This is a genomic window from bacterium (assembly GCA_019637795.1).
Classification (GTDB): Bacteria; Desulfobacterota; Binatia; order HRBIN30; family CADEER01; genus JAHBUY01.
Genome location: JAHBUY010000001.1, coordinates 97,042 through 115,514, shown reverse-complemented (window position 1 = coordinate 115,514; position 18,473 = coordinate 97,042). Strand labels below are relative to the sequence as shown.

Genomic DNA, 18,473 nt, shown 5'->3' with positions numbered 1-18,473 from the left:
GCGGGCGACGCGTTGTGGGACCCTCTGTGTCCCTCCGCGAGCCGCTGTGGTAGAGACGCGATTCCGGCTGAGAAGGAGAGGTGGAGTGCGAGCCAAGGTCTACGTGACCCTCAAGTCCGGTGTGCTCGATCCGGCCGGCAAGGCGATCGAGCACGCGCTGCACACGCTCGGCTTCGAAGAGGCGCACGACGTCCGGCTCGGCAAGTACATCGAGCTCCGCGTCGACGGCGACGCCGACCGCGCCGCGGGGCGGGTCGACGATATGTGCCGGAAGCTGCTGGCCAACGGCGTCATCGAGGACTACCGGTTCGAGGTCGGCGACTGATGCGCTGGGGAGTCGTCACCTTCCCCGGCTCGCTCGACAACAACGACACGCTCCACGCGCTCGCACAGGTCCTCGGCGAGGTCGCGGTGCCACTCTGGCACAAGGACCGTTCGCTGCACGGCGTCGACTGCGTGGTCCTGCCGGGCGGCTTCTCCTACGGTGACTACCTCCGCGCCGGCGCGTTGGCGCGCTTCTCGCCGGTGATGGAGAGCGTCGTTCGCTTCGCCGCCGACGGCGGCCTGGTGTTCGGCATCTGCAACGGCTTCCAGATCCTGTGCGAGACCGGCCTGCTGCCGGGGGCGCTGATCCGCAACCGCGGCCTGAGCTTCGTCTGCGAGACGGTGCACTGCCGGGTCGAGGAGATCGACACGCCATTCACCCGCGGCTGCTCGCGCGCCGAGGTGCTGGCGCTGCCGATCAAGCACGGCGAGGGCTGCTACGTCGCCGATCCGCAGACGCTGCAGGCGCTGGAGGACAATCGCCAGGTCGTCCTCCGCTACGTCGACGCCGCCGGCCGCGCCACCGAGGCCGCCAACCCCAACGGCTCGCTGCGCAACATCGCCGGGATCGTCAATGCGACGCGCAACGTCTTCGGCCTCATGCCGCACCCGGAACATGCCGTCGAGGCGCTGTGCGGCGGCGTCGACGGCGCCAGCCTGTTCCGCTCGGTGCGCCAGACGCTCACCGAAGGACTGCCGACCCCCGCCGCGTCGGTGCCGCCGGGTCTATGACCACGAATCTGCCGCCGGTCAGCGAGGCGCAGGCGCTCGAGCACGGGCTGACCGCCGACGAATTCCGCCGCCTCTGCGACGCCATCGGCCGGGTCCCGAATCTGGTCGAGCTCGGCGTCTGCTCGGTGATGTGGTCGGAGCATTGCAGCTACAAGAGCTCGCGCGCGGTGCTGCGCGGCCTGCCGACCACCGGTCCGCGCGTCCTCCAGGGCCCCGGCGAGAACGCCGGCGCGATCGCGATCGGCGATGGCCTGGCGGTCGTGTTCAAGATCGAGAGTCACAACCATCCATCCTACATCGAGCCCTACCAGGGCGCTGCCACCGGCGTCGGCGGCATCCTGCGCGACGTGTTCACCATGGGGGCGCGGCCGATCGGCAACCTCAACTCGCTGCGCTTCGGCAGCTTCGACCATCCGCGCACCCGCTACCTCATCGGCGGCGTGGTGGCGGGCATCGGCGGCTATGGCAACTGCGTCGGCGTACCCACGGTCGGCGGCGAGATCTATTTCGATCCCGCGTACAACGAGAACATCCTGGTCAACGCCTTCACCATCGGGTTGGTGCGCGCCGACCGGATCTTCCGCGCCAGCGCCGCCGGCGTCGGCAATCCGGTGATCTACGTCGGCTCCAAGACCGGGCGCGATGGCATCCACGGGGCGAGCCTGCTCGCGTCCGCCGAGTTCGACGAGACGAGCGACCAGAAGCGGCCGACCGTCCAGGTGGGCGACCCCTTCACCGAGAAGCTGCTGATCGAAGCCTGCCTCGAGCTGATGGAGAAGGACGCCATCGTCGCCATTCAGGACATGGGCGCCGCCGGCCTCACCAGCTCGTCCGTGGAGATGGCGGCCCGCGGCGGCCTCGGCATCGCCATCGACCTCGACCGGGTGCCGAAGCGCGACGCCAATCTCACGCCCTACGAGATCATGCTGTCCGAGTCGCAGGAGCGGATGCTGATCGTCGCTCGCGCCGGCGCCGAGCACGAGGTGATGGAGATCTTCAGCCGCTGGGATCTCGACGCGGTGGTGATTGGCACCGTCACCGACGACCAGATGCTGCGCGTCAGCGCCGCCGGCCAGGAGGTGGTGGCCCTGCCGCTCGATCCACTGGCCAACGGCGCCCCGATCTACGAGCGCCCCGCGGCGCCGCCGGAGAACCTGGAGGAGGTGCAGCGGCTCGACCTCGGCCAACTGCCGCTGCCCGGCGACTATGGGCAGACGCTGCTCCGCCTGCTCGCCGCCCCGAACATCGCCTCGAAGCGCTGGGCGTTCCGCCAGTACGATTGCCTGGTGGGCAGCAATACCGTCACCGGGCCGGGCTCCGACAGCGCGATCCTGCGCATCAAGGGGACGACCAAGGCCATCGCCCTGAGCGTCGACTGCAACAGCCGCTACTGTCTGCTCGACCCCTACGTCGGCGCCATGACCGCGGTGGTCGAGGCGGCGCGCAACGTCGTCTGCGGCGGCGCCGAGCCGCTCGGCGTCACCGATTGCCTCAACTTCGGCAATCCCGAGAAGCCGGAGATCATGTGGCAGTTCCGCGAGGCGGTGCGTGGCCTGCGCGACGCCTGCAACGCGCTCGAGGTGCCGATCGTCAGCGGCAACGTCAGCTTCTACAACGAGACCGACGGCCGGCCGATCCCGCCGACGCCGACGGTGGCGATGGTCGGCCTGCTCACCGACGTCGCGCACCACACGACGCAGTGGTTCAAGAGCGAGGGCGACGTCGTCCTCCTCCTCGGCCGCACCCGCGAGGAGCTCGGCGGCAGCGAGTACCTGGCGCTGGAGCGCGGCCTGGTGCGCGGCACGCCGCCGTGGATCGACCTGTCGGTCGAGATCCAGGTGCAGCGCGTCTGTCTGCAGGCGATCCGCGAGGGGATCGTGCGCTCCGCCCACGACTTGTCGGAGGGTGGCCTGGCGGTGACCCTGGCGGAGGCTTGCATGTCGGGCCCCGGCGAAGCGCTGGGCGCCGAGATCGAGATGGAGGCGGCGATCCGCCCCGATGCCTGGCTGTTCGGCGAGAGCCAGTCGCGCATCCTCGTGTCGGTGCGACGCAAGCACGTGAGCCGGCTGCGCGAGCTGGCGCGCGAGGCGGACGTGCCGTGCGCGGTGCTCGGCGAGGTGCGCGGGCGTCGGTTGCGTATCGGCACCCTGATCGACGTCAGCACCGCCGACCTGCGGCACGCCTGGACCGACGCCCTGGCGGCGCGGATGGGCGGATGAGCGAACCGCCGATGCGTCCGGACCGCTTCCACGAGGAATGCGCGCTGATGGGCGTGTTCGGCCACCCGGAAGCGGCGAACCTCGTCTACCTCGGCCTGTACGCGCAGCAGCACCGCGGCCAGGAGGGCTCCGGCATCGTCTCGTCCGACGGTTCGCTGCTGCTGTCGCACCGCGGCCTCGGGCTGGTGGCGGACGTGTTCGACCAGGAGGTGCTCGACCGCCTGGTGGGCGATATGGCCATCGGCCACAACCGCTACGCCACCAGCGGCCGGACGCTGTTGAAGAACACCCAGCCCTTCGTGGTCGAGTTCGCGCGCGGCGGCCTCGCCGTCGCGCACAACGGCAATCTGGTGAATGCCCTCGAGCTGCGCGAGATGCTGGAGTCGCGCGGCGCCATCTTCCAGTCGTCGGTCGACACCGAGGTGATCGTCCACCTGATCGCCAACGCCAGCGGCGAGGCCCTCGTCGATCGCATCGTCGCCGCGCTCGGGGCCGTGCGCGGCGCCTATTCGTTGTTGTTCCAGAGCCAGAACGAGTTGGTCGCCGTGCGCGACCCGAACGGCTTCCGACCGCTGGTGATGGGGCGGATCAAGGATGCCGTGGTGTTCGCGTCCGAGACCTGCGCCCTCGACCTCATCGGCGCCACCTACGAGCGCGAGCTCGCCGCCGGCGAGGTGGTGGTCGCGTCGCGGGACGGCGTCCGCAGCCTGTTCCCCTTCCCCCGGGCGCCACTCACCCGCTGCATCTTCGAGTACGTGTATTTCGCCCGCCCCGACAGCACCGTCTTCGGCCGCAACGTCTACCAGGTGCGCAAGAGCCTCGGTCGCCAGTTGGCGCGCGAGTGCCCCGCCGAGGCCGACCTGGTCGTGCCGGTGCCGGATTCCGGCGTGCCGGCGGCGCTCGGCTTCGCCGAGGAGTCCGGCCTCGCCTTCGATTTCGGCCTCATCCGCAACCACTACGTCGGCCGCACCTTCATCGAGCCGCAGGACGCCATCCGCCACTTCGGCGTCAAGGTGAAGCTCAATGCCCAGCGCCAGGTGCTGGAGGGCAAGCGCGTCGTGGTGGTCGACGACTCGATCGTTCGCGGCACCACCAGTCGCAAGATCGTCACCATGCTGCGCGCCGCTGGCGCCCGCGAGGTGCACATGCGGATCAGCTCGCCGCCGACGATCGGACCCTGCTACTACGGTGTCGACACGCCCACCCGCGAGGAGTTGATCGCCTCCGAGCACTCGGTCCAGGCGATCCGCGAGTTCATCACCGCCGACAGCCTCGGCTTCCTCAGCCAGGAGGGCCTCTACCCGTTCACCAACGGCGACGGCGAGGGCTTCTGCGACGCCTGCTTCACCGGTCGCTACCCCCTGCCGGTGTCCGACGAGACCAGATCCCGCCAACTCGTCCTGTTCGAGGTGCGGAACCCGTAGCGACGGGAGACCCCCCGACCCACGGACGGCGAGGATCGTCGAGGGGGTGCGCAGGCGGATCCGACCATCCGTGGTCCGCCTGGGTGGCCGGGCAGCCCGGTTTGCCGCCGTCCCCCCCATGCGGTAACCCTCGCCTGCGCCCATGAAGTGCCCGTTCTGCCACGACCTGGAAAACAAGGTCATCGACTCGCGCCTCACCAAGGACGACGGCGCCATCCGTCGCCGCCGCGAGTGCGCCAAGTGCGAACGCCGCTTCACCACCTACGAGCGGGTGGAAGAGACGCTGCCGCTGGTGGTGAAGAAGGACGGGCGCCGCGAGCCCTACGATCGCGCCAAGATCGTCGCCGGGCTGAAGAAGGCGTGCGAGAAGCGGCCGGTGAGCGCGACCGCGATCGAGCACGCGGCGGACCGCGTCGAACGCCTGGTGCAGGAGCGCGGCGAGAAGGAAGTGCCGACCTCGGTCGTCGGCGAAGCGGTGATGCGCGAGCTGCACAAGCTCGATCAGGTCGCCTACGTCCGCTTCGCCTCGGTCTATCGCTCGTTCCAGGACGTCGGCGAGTTCATGCGCGAGCTGCAGGACCTGGTGAAGGAAGGCCAGCGATCGCGGCGCGGTCGCGGCCAGGTGAGCTCCGGCTCGGCGTGAACCGCGACGCCGACTACATGCGCCAGGCGATCGCCCTGGCGCGCCGCGGTCTCGGCCGCACCAGCCCCAATCCGCCGGTCGGCGCCGTCGTCGTGAATCGCGGCCGCGTCGTCGGCCGCGGGTGGCACCGCCGCCCCGGCGCCCCGCACGGCGAGGCCGCCGCCCTCGCGGATGCCGGGGCGCGGGCGCGTGGCGCGACGCTCTACGTGACCCTCGAGCCCTGCAACCATCACGGCCGCACCGGTCCGTGCACCGAGGCGATCCTCGCCGCCGGCGTGCGCCGGGTGGTGTTCGGGGCCCGCGATCCCAATCCGCGGGTCCGCGGCGGCGGCGCCGCCCGCCTGCGTCGCGCCGGCGTCGAGGTGCTGCCCGGGGTCGAACGCCCCGCCTGCGAGGAGCTGATCGCCGCCTTCACCAGCCTGGTGCGGCGCGGCCGGCCGCTGGTGACCCTGAAGCTGGCGGCGACGCTCGATGGCCGCATCGCCACCCGCAACGGCGATTCCCGCTGGATCAGCGGCCCGACGGCGCGCCGCCTCGTGCACCAGTGGCGCGACGAGATGGACGCCGTCATGGTCGGCATCGGCACCGTCCTCGCCGACGATCCGCAGCTCACCTGCCGCCGCCGCGGCGGCCGCGATCCGCTGCGGGTCATCGTCGACAGCCGCCTGCGCCTTCCCGCCTCGGCCCTGGTGCTGACAAAGGACGCGGCGCCGGCTACGGTCGTCGCCACGGTGATCTCCTCGGGCCGAAAGCTGGCGGCGTTGCGCGCCCGCGGCGCCACGGTGCTGTCCCTGCCCGGGCGCGGCGGTCGCGTCTCGCTGCGCCGGCTGCTCGAGGCCCTCGGCCAGCGCGGCATCGCCTCCGTCCTGCTCGAGGGCGGCGCCACCCTGGCCGCCAGCGCCCTGCGCGAGGGGTTCGTCGACCGGCTCGCCCTGTTCGTGGCGCCGCGCCTGATCGGCGGCGACGGCCGGCCGATGCTCGCCTCGCTCGGCGTGCGCCACCTCGGCGAGGCGCCGCGCCTCCGCCTGCTCGGCGCCGACCGCGTCGGCGACGACTGGCTGCTGCGCGCCGTGCCGGAGGGTGCCGATGCGCGCTGACGAGATGGACGCGGCGCTCGCCGACCTGCGCGCCGGCCGCTTCGTGATCCTGACCGAGGCGGAGAGCGGCGAATCGCAGCTCTGCATGGCCGCCGACCTGGTCACGCCCGAGGCGGTCAATTTCATGGCCATGCACGCCCGCGGTCTGGTGTGCCTGGCGCTCACCGACGACCGCCTGCGCAAGCTCGGCATTCCGCTCATGGCGCCGGACGCGCCGTCCGTGCTCCGCCGGTCGTACGGCGCGTCCATCGAAGCGCGGCGCGGCGTCTCCACCGGCATCTCGGCGAGCGACCGGTCGACCACCATCCAGGCGGCGATGGCGCCCGACGCCGGCCCCGACGACATCGTCATGCCCGGGCACGTGATCCCGATCGTCGGCCGCGCCGGCGGCGTGCTGGCCCGACCCGGCCTCACCGAGGCCGCGATCGACCTCGCCCGCCTCGCCGGTCGCGCGCCCGCGGCCGCGGTGTGCGCCATCCTGAAGGACGACGGCAGCCTCGCCGCCGAGGACGACCTGCGGGCGTTGGCGGAGCTGTTCGAGCTGCGCATCGTGCGCATCCCCGATCTCGTCGCCTATCGCCTGCGCACCGAATCGCTGGTCGAGCGCGTCGTCGAGCGGCCGCTCACCATCCGCAGCGGTGGCCGCTTCCGCGCCGTCGTCTACCGCAACGCGGTCGACGGCCACGAGCACCTCGCGCTCGTCAAGGGCAGCGTCGACGGCCGCGACGACGTGATGGTGCGGCTGCACTCGCAGTGCCTCACCGGCGACGTGTTCGGCTCGGCGCGCTGCGACTGCGGCGACCAACTCGAACGCGCGCTGCACATGATCGGCGCCGCGAAGCGCGGCGTGCTCGTCTATCTGCACCAGGAGGGGCGCGGCATCGGCCTCGCCAACAAGCTGCGCGCCTACGCGCTGCAGGACCAGGGCCGCGACACGGTCGAAGCGAACCTCGAGCTCGGCTTCAAGGAGGACGGGCGCGACTACGGCATCGCTGCCCAGATCCTGCGCGACCTGGGCGTGAACAGTATCCGCCTGGTGACCAACAACCCGAAGAAGATCGAGGGGCTCGAGACCTACGGCATCGCCGTCGCCTCCCGCGAGCCGATCGAGGTGCCGCCGCATCCGGGCAACATCCGCTACCTGCGCACCAAGCAGGAGAAGCTCGGTCACCTGTTCAGCGGTCTGAAGCTGAGCTGAGCCCGCGATGCGTCGCCACGACACCTCCCGCGACGGATCGCGCCTGCGCGTCGGCGTCGCCGTCTCGCGCTTCAACAGCGTCGTCACCGAGCGCCTCCTCGCGGGCGCGCTCGCGGCGCTCGCGCAGCATGGGGTCGCCGACGCGGCGATCGAGGTGGCGCACGTGTCCGGCGCCTTCGAGCTGCCGCTGCTCGCCGACCTGTACGCCCGCAGCCGGCGCGTCGACGCCATCGTCGCCCTCGGCGCGGTGGTGCGGGGCGAGACGCCGCATTTCGACATGATCGCCACCTGGGTGGTCGCCGAGCTCGGCCGGCTCGGCACGGCCTACCACCTGCCGATCGCCCTCGGGGTGCTCACCACCGACACCCTCGAGCAGGCGCTGGAGCGCGCCGGCGGCGCGCACGGCAACAAGGGCGCCGAGGCGGCGGTGGTGGCGATCGAAATGGCGAACCTGGCGCGCGACTTCGCATGAGCGTGCGCCGCAAGGGGCGCGAGCTCGCGCTGCAGGTCCTCTACCAACTCGACATGAGCGGCGAGATGTCCGAGCAGGGATTGCACAGCTTCGCCGAGAGCTTCGATGCCAGCCCGCGCGCCCGCGAGTTCGCCTGGGTGCTGGTGCGCGGCGTGCGCGCCGAGCGCGCCGCGATCGACGCCCAGGTCGAGTCGGTGTCGGAACACTGGAAGCTCGATCGCCTGGCGCAGATCGACGCGACGGTCATCCGCATCGCCGTCTACGAAATGACCCACGGCCTGCCGAAGGAGATCGCGATCAACGAGGCCGTCGAGGTGGCGCGCCGCTTCGGCACCAGCGAATCCGCCGCCTTCGTCAACGGCGTGCTCGACGCCGTCGCCAAGCGAATGGGCCTCGAACGCGGCCAGAAGCCCGTGGCGTCGTGAGCGGAAGACCAGCCGGCGATGGCGCGGATCGCACGGATCGAGCGGGAGCCCGATTCGTGAAATCCGCGTGATCCGCGATCCTTTTGTTGACCCCGACCCTCTGGTAGCTGCCACCGAATCCGCCATGCGCTACGACCCCGCCGTCATCGAGCCCAAGTGGCAGCAGGTCTGGGAGGAGCGGCGCACGTTCCGCGCCCCGACCGAGCCCGCCGAGTGGGCGGCGAAGCCGAAGTACTACATCCTCGATATGTTCCCGTACCCGTCGGGCGCCGGGCTGCACGTCGGGCATCCAGAGGGCTACACCGCGACCGACGTGCTGGCGCGCCTCAAGCGCATGCAGGGCTACAACGTCCTCCACCCGATGGGCTGGGACGCCTTCGGCCTGCCCGCCGAGCGGGCGGCGATGCGCGAGAACATCCACCCGGCGGTGATCACGCAGCGCAACGTCGACACCTTCCGCCGCCAGATCAAGCGCCTCGGTTTCAGCTACGACTGGGGGCGCGAGATCAGCACCGCCCTGCCCGACTACTACCGTTGGACGCAGTGGATCTTCCTGAAGTTGTACGAGCGCGGACTCGCCTACGTCGCGGAGATGCCGGTGAACTGGTGCCCGGCCTTGGGCACGGTGCTGGCGAACGAGGAGGTGAAGGACGGAAAGTACGTCGAGACCGGCGATCCCGTGGAGCGGCGCAACATGCAGCAGTGGATGCTGCGCATCACCGCCTACGCCGAGCGCCTGCTCGACGACCTCGACGGCCTCGACTGGCCCGAGGGGGTCAAGGACATGCAGCGCAACTGGATCGGCAAGTCGCTGGGCGCCGACATCACCTTCCGCGTCGCCGACTCTGCGCTCACCTTCCCGGTCTTCACGACGCGACCCGACACGCTGTTCGGCTGCACCTACTGCGTCCTCTCGCCCGAGCATCCGCTGGTGGCGCGGATCGCCAGCCCGGCACAGCGCGCCGCCGTCGAGGCGTACGTCGCCGCCGCCGCGCGCCGCGTCGAAGGCGGCGCCGACGCGGGCAAGACCGGCGTCTACACCGGCGCCGACGCGCTCCACCCGGTCACCGGCGAACGGCTGCCGATCTGGATCGCCGACTACGTGCTGATGACCTACGGCCACGGCGCGATCATGGCGGTGCCAGCGCACGACGAGCGTGACCACGAGTTCGCGCGCCGCTTCGATCTGCCGATCCGCGAGGTGGTGTCCGGCGGCAGCGTCCCAGTGCAGGAGGCGCCCTACGTCGGCGACGGCACGCTGGTGGCCTCGCAGTTCCTCGACGGGCTCGCCGTCGACGCCGCCAAGGCGCGCATGATCGCCTGGCTCGAGGAGCGGAACCTCGGCACGGTCCGCACTCAGTACCGCCTGCGCGACTGGCTGTTCTCGCGCCAGCGCTACTGGGGCGAGCCGATCCCGGTGGTCTGGCTCGAGGACGGCACCTCGCTGCCGCTGCCGCCCGATCAGTTGCCGGTGACGCTGCCGCCGATCGACGAGTACCGGCCGACCGAGGACGGCAAGCCGCCGCTCGCCCGCGCCGGCGACGACTGGCTGATGGTGCGCCTGCCCGACGGTCGCGTCGGCGTGCGCGAGACCAACACCATGCCGCAGTGGGCAGGCTCGTGCTGGTACTACCTGCGCTACCTCGATCCGACCAATGACCGCGAGCCGTGGTCGGCGGCGGCCGAGCAGTACTGGATGCCGGTCGACCTGTACGTCGGCGGCGTCGAGCACGCCGTGCTGCACCTGCTCTACGCCCGCTTCTGGCACAAGGTGCTCTACGACTGCGGCCTGGTGCACACCAGCGAGCCGTTCCAGCGCCTGTTCAACCAGGGGATGATTCTCGCCTACAGCTACCAGGACGCGCGCGGCAAGTACTATCACCCGAGTGAGGTCGAGGAGCGCGACGGCATCGCCTGCGCCCGCGCCACCGGCGAGCCACTCGCGACGCAGATCGAAAAGATGTCGAAGTCGCGCCTCAACGTCGTCAGCCCGGACGACGTGATCGCGGCGTATGGCGCTGATGCGATGCGACTCTACGAGCTCTTCATGGGCCCGCTCGATCAGGTGAAGCCGTGGCAGATGTCGGGCGTCGAGGGCGTCTACCGCTTCCTGCAGCGCGCCTGGCGCCTGGTGGTCGACGAGCGCAGCGGCGGCGCCGCGGCGCGGCTCTGCGACGCGCCGGCGGAGAGCGAGGCGGCGTTGCGCCGCACCCTCCACCTGACGATCAAGAAGGTGCTCGAGGACACCGAGGGGCTGCGCTTCAACACCGCCATCGCGCAGATGATGGTGTTCGTGAACGAGGCGACCGCCAGCGCCACGCTGCCGCGCGCCATCGTCCGCGACTTCCTCCGCCTGCTCGCGCCCTACGCGCCGCACCTGGCCGAGGAGCTGTGGTCGCGGCTCGGCGAGGCGTCGTTGATCGCGCTGGCCAGCGTGCCGAGCTACGACGCGGCGCTGTGCGTCGAGGACACGATCGAGCTGGCCGTGCAGGTGAATGGCAAGCGGCGCGACGTCATCAGCGTGCCACGCGACGCCGACACCGCCACCATCGAGCGGCTGGCGCTCGCCAGCGACGGCGTGGCCCGCACGCTCGACGGCAAGCCGCCGCGCAAGGTGATCGTCGTCCCCGGGCGATTGGTCAATGTGGTCGCCTGACGCCTGGCGCCCCCGCGTCCGCGCCGCGGTGCTCGCCGGCCTGCTGCTGTCCGGCTGCGGCTACACGCTCGCCGGCCAGCAGACGAAGGTGCCGGGCAACATCACCAGCGTCGCCGTGGGGGAGTTCCGCAACGAGTCGCATCAGGAGGGACTGAGCAAGACGCTGGCCTTCGCCGTCGAGCGCGAGTTCTACGAGCACGGCGCGCTGGCGCTGCGCGAGCACCCGAGCGAGGGCGAGGGCGTGATCAGCGGCACGATCCGCGAGTTCAAGACGCGACCGGTGGCGTTCAACTCCGACGACGAGGCGCTCGAGTACGAGGCCAAGCTGGTGCTCGACGTCGTGCTCACCCGGCAGAGCGACGGCGCCGTGCTGTGGCGCGGCAAGCGCATGCTGGCGATCGAGGACTACAGCGTCAGCCGCCAGACCGTGGTGCCGAGCTCCTCGCAGTTCCAGCAGGGCACGCTCGACTTCGCCAACCTGGCCGACCTGACGGACATCCAGCTCGCCGAGACCGAAAAACAACGGGCGATCCAGCGCATGGTGCGCTCGATCGCCCGTGACGTTCACGACCGGATTCTGGACGACTTCTGATGCCGCCCGAGGCGGCGGGGCGGATCAGCCGCGCTGCAGCGCGGCCACCTGCTTGCTGAGACGACCGATGCGACGCGAAGCGGCGTTCTTGTGCAGGATGCCTTTCGAGGCCGCCTTGCTCAGTTCCTTGATCGCCGTCTTGAGCTCCGTCGCCGCGGCCCCGGCGTCCTTGCCGGCGACCGCCTCGCGCACCTTGCGCACTTCCGAGCGCACCTTGGCGCGCACCGAGCGGTTGCGCAGGCGTCGCTTCTCGTTCTGCCGGTTCCGCTTGATCGCGGACGCGTGCCGGTTGGCCACAGATGGTCCTCCTCGCTGGAAACCGTTCGCCTACCATGGGTGCCTGGGCAAGGCAATCTGACCGCCGGAGATGAGCGAGAACCGCCGCATCGCCCGCGCCGCCGGGCAGGTCGGAGCCCTGACCCTGGCCAGCCGGGTCAGCGGTCTCGTGCGCGATGCCGTCACGGGCTACTACTTCGGCGCCGGGCCGGCGGCGGATGCCTTTTTCGTCGCCTTCCGGCTGCCCAATCTGCTGCGCCGGCTGGTGGGGGAGGGGGCGATGAGCGCCGCCTTCGTCCCGGTGTTCGGCTCCTACCTCGCCGCCGGCCCGCCACCCGCCGCCGAGCGCGCCCTGCGCGCCACCGTGGCCGCGTTCGGGCTGGCCCTGGTCGCCCTCACGCTGCTGGGGGTGATCTTCGCCCCGGCCTGGATGGCGCTGCTGGCCCCGGGGTTCGCGGCCGAGCCGGCCACCCGGGCCCTCGCGGATCGCCTGGCGCGCTGGCTGTTCGCCTACCTGCTGCTGATCTCGCTGGTCGCGGTCTACGGAGGGTACCTCAACGCCCGCCGCCACTTCCTCGCCCCGGCGTTGTCGCCGGTGCTGCTCAACCTGGGCATCATCGCCGCCGCGGTGGCGCTGACCTCGCGCCTCGGCGTCGCGTCGCTGGTGGTCGGCGTCCTGCTCGGCGGCGCGCTGCAACTGCTGCTGCAGATCGCGGCGCTGCGCCGCGACGGCACCGCGGTGATGCCGGCGTGGGAGCCGCGCCATCCGGCGCTGGGCGCGATCTGGCGCCTGCTGGCCCCGGCGACGCTCGGCACGGCGATGTACCAGATCAACGTCCTGCTCAGCACCAGCATCGCCTCCCTGCTGCCCGCCGGCTGCGTCTCGGCGCTGTGGTACGCCGGCCGACTGCTCGAGTTCCCGATCGGTCTGGTCGCCGTCGCCCTCGGCACCGCCGCCCTGCCGAGCTTTGCCGAGCAGGCGGTGCGGCAGGCGCACGCCGAGATGCGCCACAGCCTCAGCTTCGCGATCGCGCTCACCAACTACGTCGCGGTGCCGTCGACGGTGGCGCTGGTGCTGCTGGCACGGCCGATCACCGCGGTGCTGTTCCAGCGCGGCGCCTTCACCGCCGCCGATGTCGAGCTGACGGCGGCGGCGTTGCAGGCCTACGCCGCCGGGCTGTGGGCGTTGGCGCTCGTGCGGGTGATCGCGCCGGCGTTCTATGCCCTGCGCGAGCCGCGCCTGCCGATGTGGGCCGCGGCGGGGGCCTTCGCGGTGAACCTGCTGGCCAGCCTGGCGCTGGTCGGCGCGCTGCCCTACGCCGGCGGCTCGTCCCTGGGGGCGGCGATCGGTGGCGTCGCGGGCGCGCTGCGCATCGCCGACCTCGGCCACGTCGGCCTGGCGATGGCGGCGTCGATCGCGGTGACCGTCAATGCCGCGCTGCTGGCGGTGCCGATCAACCGTCGCCTCGGTGGCCTGGAGACGAGCACGATCGGCGGCTCGCTGCTGCGCGCCGCCGTTGCGTCGCTGGCGATGGCGGCGCTGCTCGCCGGGCTGGCGCCGATGGTCGATTGGATGGCGCCCGGCCTGCATCGCGCGCTGGCGCTGACGGGCATCATCGCCGCCGGCGGCGCCCTGTACGGGGCCGCCGCGGTGGCGCTCGGCGGGCCCGAGGTGGCCAGCGTCCGCCGGACCATCGCGGCGCGCATCCGACGCGCGCGGCGTGCGTGACCCGCGGGCGCTCGGCGCGGCCGGGAGCGCGGGCGCAGCGGCTACCGCGCCAGGGCGCGCTTCGCCGCCTGCCAGAGTGCGTCCAGCTCCTCGGGCGTTGCGCCGTGGACGTCGCGCTGGTCGGCCGCCAGCGCCGATTCCATGTGCCGGAAGCGATCGCTGAAGCGGTCGGCGGCGCCGTTCAGCGCGTCCTCGGCGACGGTGCCGAGATGCCGCGCCAGCGACGTGGCGGCGTACAGCAGGTCGCCGAGCTCGGCGGCGGCGTGCGCCCGATCGCCGGTCGCCAGCGCCGCCTCGAGCTCGCCGAGCTCCTCGCGCACCTTGGCGAGCACCCCCCCGGCATCGCTCCAGTCGAACCCGGCATGGCCGGCCTTTTCGCCCAGCCGCTGCGCGCGCAGCAGCGCCGGCATGGCGCGCGGCACGCCGGCCAACGCCGAGGCGTCGCCGCCGGCCCTGCGTTCGGCGGCCTTGATCCGCGACCAGTTGCGCAGCACGTCGTCGGCGCCACTCACCTGCACGTCGGCGAAGACGTGCGGGTGGCGGCGCACCATCTTGTCACTGATCGCGGCGATGACGTCGGCGACCGTGAAGGCGTTGCGCTCGCCGGCCATCTCGGCGTGGAAGACGATCTGCAGCAACAGATCGCCGAGCTCGGTGCAGAGCTCGCGATCGTCGCCGCTGTCGATCGCTTCCGCGACCTCGTACGCCTCCTCGATCGTGTACGGCTTGATGGAGGCGTGCGTCTGCTCGCCGTCCCACGGGCAGCCGCCGGGACTGCGCAGCCGGTGCATGATGCGCACCAGCCCTTCGAAGGCTTCGCCGACGGTCATGCCCGGCTGCTAGCGCGCACCGGATGGGGAATCAACGCGCCTCGGCGCGCGGGTCGAGGTGGATTGCTCCCCCCGGACCCCCTCGTTACAACTGCTCCATGGCCGCCCCCGTGCGCATCTACACCAGTGTGTCCTGCCCCTACTGCGTCCAGGCCAAGCGCCTGCTCGATCGCAAAGGCGTGGCGTACGAGGAGATCGACGTCACCGGCGATGCGGCGCGGCGCGCCGAGATGATCGAGGCGTCGGGCCGACGCACGGTGCCGCAGATCTTCATCGATCAGCAGGCGATCGGCGGGTTCGACGAGCTCTACGAGCTGGAGCAGGGCGGCCACCTCGACGGCCTGCTCCGAGGTCCATCCTGAACGCCGGCTGCGCGCCGAAAGTTGTGTGACTTCGAAGACTTGCCCGCGGGCGGGCGGCGCGGGAACGCGTTGAAGCGGCGCCCGCGCGTGTGCTAACGATCAGCCCGAATCCGCTGCGGGAGAGCATCCATGTCAGGCCACTCCAAGTGGAGCACCATCAAGCACAAGAAGGCCGCGAAGGACGCCAAGCGCGGCAAGCTCTTCACCAAGCTGATCAAGGAGATCACCGTCGCCGCCAAGCTGGGCGGCGGCGACATCAACGCCAACCCGCGCCTGCGCACGGCGGTGACGACGGCGCGCGCCCAGAGCATGCCGACCGACAACATCGAGCGTGCCATCAAGAAGGGGACCGGCGAGCTCGAGGGTGTCACCTACGAGGAAGTCACCTACGAGGGCTACGGACCCGGCGGGGCGGCGGTGCTGGTGATGGCGATGACCGACAACCGCAATCGCACGGTGTCGGAGCTGCGCCACCTCTTCGGCCGCTTCGGCGGCAACATGGGCGAGGCCGGCTGCGTCGCCTGGATGTTCAGCAAGAAGGGGATCCTCACCGTCGACAGGACGGCGGTCGATGAGGAGCGGCTGATCGAGGTGGCGCTCGACGCCGGCGCGGACGACGTCAGCGATGACGGCGACGTCTTCACCGTCAGCACCGCGCCGGACGCGTTCGAGGCGGTGCGCGAGGCGCTGGAGAAGGCGAAGATCGCCACCAGCAGCGCGGCGCTGAGCATGGTCCCGTCGACCACCCTGAGCCTCACCGGCGCGCAGGCCGAGCAGACGCTGAAGCTGGTCGAGGAGCTCGAGGACCACGACGACGTCCAGGAAGTGGCGTCGAACTTCGACATCCCGCCGGAAGAGCTGGAACGGCTGAGCGCCGCCTGATCGCGGGGCGGGACCCGGCGGCGGAGGGGAGGGGGAGTGGACGGGAACCGACGCGCCGCAGCAGGAGACGGCCCACGCGCCGGCGCGCTGCCGCCGGCGTTGCGCGTGCTCGGCGTCGATCCCGGCACCGTCGTGCTCGGCTGGGGGGTCATCGACGCGCGCGGCGCCCGGCTGGCGCGGGTCGCCAGCGGCATCCTGCGTTGCCAGGGCGTCCGTGCCGACCGCCTGGCGCTGATCTGCGACACGATGCTCGACCTCTGCGAACGCTTCCGGCCGAGCGCGTTGAGCCTCGAGCAGACCTTCGTCGGCGACAACATCCAGTCGGCATTTCGGCTCGGCGAGGCGCGCGGCGCGGTGATGGTCGCCGCCAGCCGCGCCGGCATCGGAGTCGCCGAGTACAGCCCGGCGCGGATCAAGCTGGCGGTGGCCGGCAGCGGCCGGGCGACCAAGGCGCAGATGCAGCTCATGGTCGGGCGACTGCTGGCCGTCGGCGAGGCGCTGGCGGCGGACGAGGCGGACGCGCTGGGCGCCGCGATCTGCCACGCCCACGCCGGCCACGGCGACGCGCTGCTCGCCGCCGCCGCGGCGCGTGGCTGGGGCGGCGCCGGCCGCGGTCGGCGGGTGAGCTGGCGGCGATGATCGCGCGCCTCACCGGTCGCCTGGCGCTCAAGTCCCCGGAGGCGCTGATCGTCGACGTGCACGGCGTCGGCTATCGCGTGCTGGTGTCGCTGACCGCCTTCGGCGCCCTGCCGGCGGAGGGCGCGGAGGTGACGCTCGGCATCCACACCCACCTGCGGGAGAACGCGCTCGAGCTCTTCGGCTTCGCCAGCGCCGCCGAGCAGGCCTTGTTCGGGGCGCTCATCACCGTCTCCGGGATCGGCCCGCGCATGGCGCTGAACATCCTGTCCGGGCTGCCGGCCGACCACTTGAGCGAGGCGTTGGCGAGCGGCAACGTCGCCCGCCTGGTGGCGATTCCCGGGGTCGGCAAGCGGACCGCCGAGCGCCTCGTCGTCGAGCTGCAGGACCGGGTGAGGAAGCTGATGCTGGCCCCGTCCGCGGACGCGGCGGCGGACGGCGCCAGCGATGCCGAGGCGGTTTCCGCTCTGGTCAATCTGGGCTACCGTGCCGCCGACGCCGAACGCGCCGTGCGCGCCGCCAGCGCGGCGGGGGCGCACGAGCTGGCGGACGTGATCCGGAAGGCGCTGCAGAAGCTGAGCGGATGAGCGAGCACGAGACCCCACGCCTGGTGTCGGGCGATCCGGTCGACGACGAGTCGGCGCTCGACTCGGCGCTGCGCCCGACCAACCTCGCCGACTACATCGGCCAGACCTCGGTGAAGAACAACCTGCGCGTCGCCATCGACGCGGCGCGCGCCCGCGGCGAGAGTATCGACCACACGCTGCTGTACGGACCGCCGGGCGTCGGCAAGACCTCGCTCGCCTACGTCATCGCTCGCGAGATGGGGGTCAACGTCCGCTCCACCTCGGGCCCGGTGATCGAGCGCCCGGGCGATCTCGCGGCGCTGCTCACCAACCTCGAGCAGGGCGACGTGCTGTTCATCGACGAGATTCACCGCCTGAATCGCGTCGTCGAGGAGATCCTCTACCCGGCGATGGAGGACTTCCAGATCGACGTCATGATCGGCCAGGGACCGTCGGCGCGCTCGATCAAACTCGATCTGAAACGCTTCACGCTGGTCGGCGCCACGACCCGCGCCGGGCTGCTGAGCGCGCCGCTGCGCAACCGCTTCGGGGTCAGCCTGCGGCTCGACTTCTATCTCGCCGACGAGCTGGCGGAGATCGTCCGCCGCGCCGCCGCCAAGCTCGAGGTGCCGATCGAGGACGCCGGCGCCGACGAGATCGCCCGCCGCGCCCGCGGCACGCCGCGCATCGCCAACCGCCTGCTGCGCCGGGTGCGCGACTTCGCGCAGGTGCGCGCCGGCGGCGTCATCACCCGCGCCGTCGCCGACGACGCGCTGGCGCTGCTCGAGGTGGACGGGCGCGGCTTCGACCGCATGGACCGCGCCCTCCTGCTGGCGATCATCGACAAGTTCGGCGGCGGCCCGGTCGGCGTCGACACCCTCGCCGCCGCGATCGGCGAGGAGGCGGACACCATCGAGGACGTCTACGAGCCCTTCCTGATCCAGGAGGGCTTCCTCAACCGCACGCCGAAGGGCCGGGTCGCGACCCCACTCGCCTACGGCCACTTCGGCCGCCGCCGGCCCAGCAGCGCGCCGCAGGGCTCGCTGTTCGAGTAACCCATGGGCGACCTCGGCCGCTTCCTGATGATCACCGGGGGCGTCCTCTTCGCCGTCGGCCTGGTCCTCACGTTCGCCGGCCGCCTGCCGTGGCTGGGCCGCTTGCCCGGCGACATCGTCGTCGAACGCGGCCCGGTGACCTTCTACTTCCCGCTCGCCACCTCGATCCTCGTCAGCATCGCCCTGACGCTCCTGTTCTGGTTGTTCCGGCGCTGACCGGCCCACGTCGCCCTTCCCCCTGTGCTCGCGTGCGAAGCCGGCGGCCGGTCGGGCCCAGGCACGGGCACGGGGCGTAGGCATCCCGCTTCCGGGCGTGCTTGCCCCCAACCTCCGCCCCTCCTAGACTCCCCCCGTT

20 protein-coding genes are annotated in these 18,473 nt (G+C 71.6%); 18 read left to right on the top strand and 2 right to left on the bottom strand.

The window, feature by feature from the left end; translation table 11 throughout:
• Positions 1–85: 85 nt before the first annotated feature.
• From purS to KF840_00480, 11 genes are all read left to right on the top strand, one after another.
• On the top strand, positions 86–325 hold the full coding sequence (gene purS / locus KF840_00530) for a phosphoribosylformylglycinamidine synthase subunit PurS (protein ID MBX3023377.1): 240 nt from the start codon (positions 86–88) through the stop codon (positions 323–325).
• A complete protein-coding gene (purQ, locus tag KF840_00525; GenBank protein ID MBX3023376.1) occupies positions 325–1,056 on the top strand; it encodes a phosphoribosylformylglycinamidine synthase subunit PurQ in 732 nt (243 codons plus the stop codon). The genes purS and purQ overlap by 1 nt, the downstream gene beginning before the upstream one ends.
• Positions 1,053–3,275 (top strand): phosphoribosylformylglycinamidine synthase subunit PurL, encoded by a 2,223-nt coding sequence (gene purL / locus KF840_00520; GenBank protein ID MBX3023375.1) that lies wholly within the window; start codon positions 1,053–1,055, stop codon positions 3,273–3,275. Before purQ ends, purL begins: the two co-directional genes overlap by 4 nt.
• 11 nt (positions 3,276–3,286) lie before the next feature.
• A complete protein-coding gene (locus tag KF840_00515; GenBank protein ID MBX3023374.1) occupies positions 3,287–4,699 on the top strand; it encodes an amidophosphoribosyltransferase in 1,413 nt (470 codons plus the stop codon).
• A 142-nt stretch (positions 4,700–4,841) separates the two neighbouring features.
• A complete protein-coding gene (gene nrdR, locus KF840_00510; GenBank protein MBX3023373.1) occupies positions 4,842–5,342 on the top strand; it encodes a transcriptional regulator NrdR in 501 nt (166 codons plus the stop codon).
• A complete protein-coding gene (ribD, locus tag KF840_00505; GenBank protein MBX3023372.1) occupies positions 5,339–6,439 on the top strand; it encodes a bifunctional diaminohydroxyphosphoribosylaminopyrimidine deaminase/5-amino-6-(5-phosphoribosylamino)uracil reductase RibD in 1,101 nt (366 codons plus the stop codon). Before nrdR ends, ribD begins: the two co-directional genes overlap by 4 nt.
• Complete coding sequence (gene ribA / locus KF840_00500; protein MBX3023371.1) at positions 6,429–7,637, top strand: GTP cyclohydrolase II; 1,209 nt, start codon at positions 6,429–6,431, stop codon at positions 7,635–7,637. Before ribD ends, ribA begins: the two co-directional genes overlap by 11 nt.
• Positions 7,638–7,644: 7 nt before the next feature.
• Positions 7,645–8,109: a 6,7-dimethyl-8-ribityllumazine synthase gene (locus KF840_00495; GenBank protein MBX3023370.1), complete on the top strand. Its 465-nt coding sequence runs from the start codon at positions 7,645–7,647 to the stop codon at positions 8,107–8,109.
• Complete coding sequence (gene nusB, locus KF840_00490; GenBank protein ID MBX3023369.1) at positions 8,106–8,534, top strand: transcription antitermination factor NusB; 429 nt, start codon at positions 8,106–8,108, stop codon at positions 8,532–8,534. The genes KF840_00495 and nusB overlap by 4 nt, the downstream gene beginning before the upstream one ends.
• 124 nt (positions 8,535–8,658) lie before the next feature.
• On the top strand, positions 8,659–11,190 hold the full coding sequence (gene leuS, locus KF840_00485; protein ID MBX3023368.1) for a leucine--tRNA ligase: 2,532 nt from the start codon (positions 8,659–8,661) through the stop codon (positions 11,188–11,190).
• On the top strand, positions 11,177–11,782 hold the full coding sequence (locus tag KF840_00480; GenBank protein ID MBX3023367.1) for a hypothetical protein: 606 nt from the start codon (positions 11,177–11,179) through the stop codon (positions 11,780–11,782). The genes leuS and KF840_00480 overlap by 14 nt, the downstream gene beginning before the upstream one ends.
• 24 nt (positions 11,783–11,806) lie before the next feature.
• Here KF840_00480 and rpsT read toward each other — a convergent pair whose 3' ends face one another.
• The gene (rpsT, locus tag KF840_00475; protein ID MBX3023366.1) at positions 11,807–12,079 is read right to left on the bottom strand and encodes a 30S ribosomal protein S20; all 273 of its coding nucleotides are present in this window, start codon (positions 12,077–12,079) and stop codon (positions 11,807–11,809) included.
• Positions 12,080–12,149: 70 nt separating this feature from the next.
• Between rpsT and murJ the strand changes: the two genes are divergently transcribed.
• Complete coding sequence (gene murJ, locus KF840_00470; GenBank protein ID MBX3023365.1) at positions 12,150–13,787, top strand: murein biosynthesis integral membrane protein MurJ; 1,638 nt, start codon at positions 12,150–12,152, stop codon at positions 13,785–13,787.
• A gap of 41 nt (positions 13,788–13,828) precedes the next feature.
• Here murJ and mazG read toward each other — a convergent pair whose 3' ends face one another.
• Positions 13,829–14,617 carry a nucleoside triphosphate pyrophosphohydrolase gene (gene mazG, locus KF840_00465; GenBank protein ID MBX3023364.1) on the bottom strand — a complete coding sequence of 263 codons (789 nt, stop codon included), beginning with the start codon at positions 14,615–14,617 and terminating at the stop codon, positions 13,829–13,831.
• A 98-nt stretch (positions 14,618–14,715) separates the two neighbouring features.
• On the opposite strand from mazG, the gene grxC reads away from it, so the two are divergent.
• From grxC to KF840_00435, 6 genes are all read left to right on the top strand, one after another.
• Positions 14,716–14,979, top strand: coding sequence for a glutaredoxin 3 (gene grxC / locus KF840_00460; GenBank protein MBX3023363.1), 264 nt, complete (start codon positions 14,716–14,718; stop codon positions 14,977–14,979).
• 129 nt (positions 14,980–15,108) lie between these two features.
• Positions 15,109–15,861 carry a YebC/PmpR family DNA-binding transcriptional regulator gene (locus KF840_00455; GenBank protein ID MBX3023362.1) on the top strand — a complete coding sequence of 251 codons (753 nt, stop codon included), beginning with the start codon at positions 15,109–15,111 and terminating at the stop codon, positions 15,859–15,861.
• Positions 15,862–15,897: 36 nt separating this feature from the next.
• Positions 15,898–16,500 (top strand): crossover junction endodeoxyribonuclease RuvC, encoded by a 603-nt coding sequence (ruvC, locus tag KF840_00450; protein ID MBX3023361.1) that lies wholly within the window; start codon positions 15,898–15,900, stop codon positions 16,498–16,500.
• The gene (gene ruvA / locus KF840_00445; GenBank protein ID MBX3023360.1) at positions 16,497–17,084 is read left to right on the top strand and encodes a Holliday junction branch migration protein RuvA; all 588 of its coding nucleotides are present in this window, start codon (positions 16,497–16,499) and stop codon (positions 17,082–17,084) included. Before ruvC ends, ruvA begins: the two co-directional genes overlap by 4 nt.
• On the top strand, positions 17,081–18,118 hold the full coding sequence (gene ruvB, locus KF840_00440) for a Holliday junction branch migration DNA helicase RuvB (GenBank protein MBX3023359.1): 1,038 nt from the start codon (positions 17,081–17,083) through the stop codon (positions 18,116–18,118). The genes ruvA and ruvB overlap by 4 nt, the downstream gene beginning before the upstream one ends.
• Positions 18,119–18,121: 3 nt before the next feature.
• Entirely contained in the window at positions 18,122–18,334 is a 213-nt protein-coding gene (locus KF840_00435; protein ID MBX3023358.1) for a DUF2905 domain-containing protein, read from the top strand.
• Positions 18,335–18,473: the final 139 nt, after the last annotated feature.

Excerpts from the sequence above, each read along its gene's own strand:
- ruvA (MBX3023360.1), top strand. The coding sequence starts at position 16,497 with ATGATCGCGCGCCTCACCGGTCGCCTGGCGCTCAAGTCCCCGGAGGCG.
- KF840_00455 (MBX3023362.1), top strand. The coding sequence starts at position 15,109 with ATGTCAGGCCACTCCAAGTGGAGCACCATCAAGCACAAGAAGGCCGCG.
- leuS (MBX3023368.1), top strand. The coding sequence starts at position 8,659 with ATGCGCTACGACCCCGCCGTCATCGAGCCCAAGTGGCAGCAGGTCTGG.
- KF840_00480 (MBX3023367.1), top strand. The coding sequence starts at position 11,177 with ATGTGGTCGCCTGACGCCTGGCGCCCCCGCGTCCGCGCCGCGGTGCTC.
- purQ (MBX3023376.1), top strand. The coding sequence starts at position 325 with ATGCGCTGGGGAGTCGTCACCTTCCCCGGCTCGCTCGACAACAACGAC.
- grxC (MBX3023363.1), top strand. The coding sequence starts at position 14,716 with ATGGCCGCCCCCGTGCGCATCTACACCAGTGTGTCCTGCCCCTACTGC.
- purL (MBX3023375.1), top strand. The coding sequence starts at position 1,053 with ATGACCACGAATCTGCCGCCGGTCAGCGAGGCGCAGGCGCTCGAGCAC.
- nusB (MBX3023369.1), top strand. The coding sequence starts at position 8,106 with ATGAGCGTGCGCCGCAAGGGGCGCGAGCTCGCGCTGCAGGTCCTCTAC.
- ribA (MBX3023371.1), top strand. The coding sequence starts at position 6,429 with ATGCGCGCTGACGAGATGGACGCGGCGCTCGCCGACCTGCGCGCCGGC.
- ruvB (MBX3023359.1), top strand. The coding sequence starts at position 17,081 with ATGAGCGAGCACGAGACCCCACGCCTGGTGTCGGGCGATCCGGTCGAC.
- nrdR (MBX3023373.1), top strand. The coding sequence starts at position 4,842 with ATGAAGTGCCCGTTCTGCCACGACCTGGAAAACAAGGTCATCGACTCG.
- KF840_00515 (MBX3023374.1), top strand. The coding sequence starts at position 3,287 with ATGCGTCCGGACCGCTTCCACGAGGAATGCGCGCTGATGGGCGTGTTC.
- murJ (MBX3023365.1), top strand. The coding sequence starts at position 12,150 with ATGAGCGAGAACCGCCGCATCGCCCGCGCCGCCGGGCAGGTCGGAGCC.
- KF840_00435 (MBX3023358.1), top strand. The coding sequence starts at position 18,122 with ATGGGCGACCTCGGCCGCTTCCTGATGATCACCGGGGGCGTCCTCTTC.
- KF840_00495 (MBX3023370.1), top strand. The coding sequence starts at position 7,645 with ATGCGTCGCCACGACACCTCCCGCGACGGATCGCGCCTGCGCGTCGGC.
- mazG (MBX3023364.1), bottom strand. The coding sequence starts at position 14,617 with ATGACCGTCGGCGAAGCCTTCGAAGGGCTGGTGCGCATCATGCACCGG.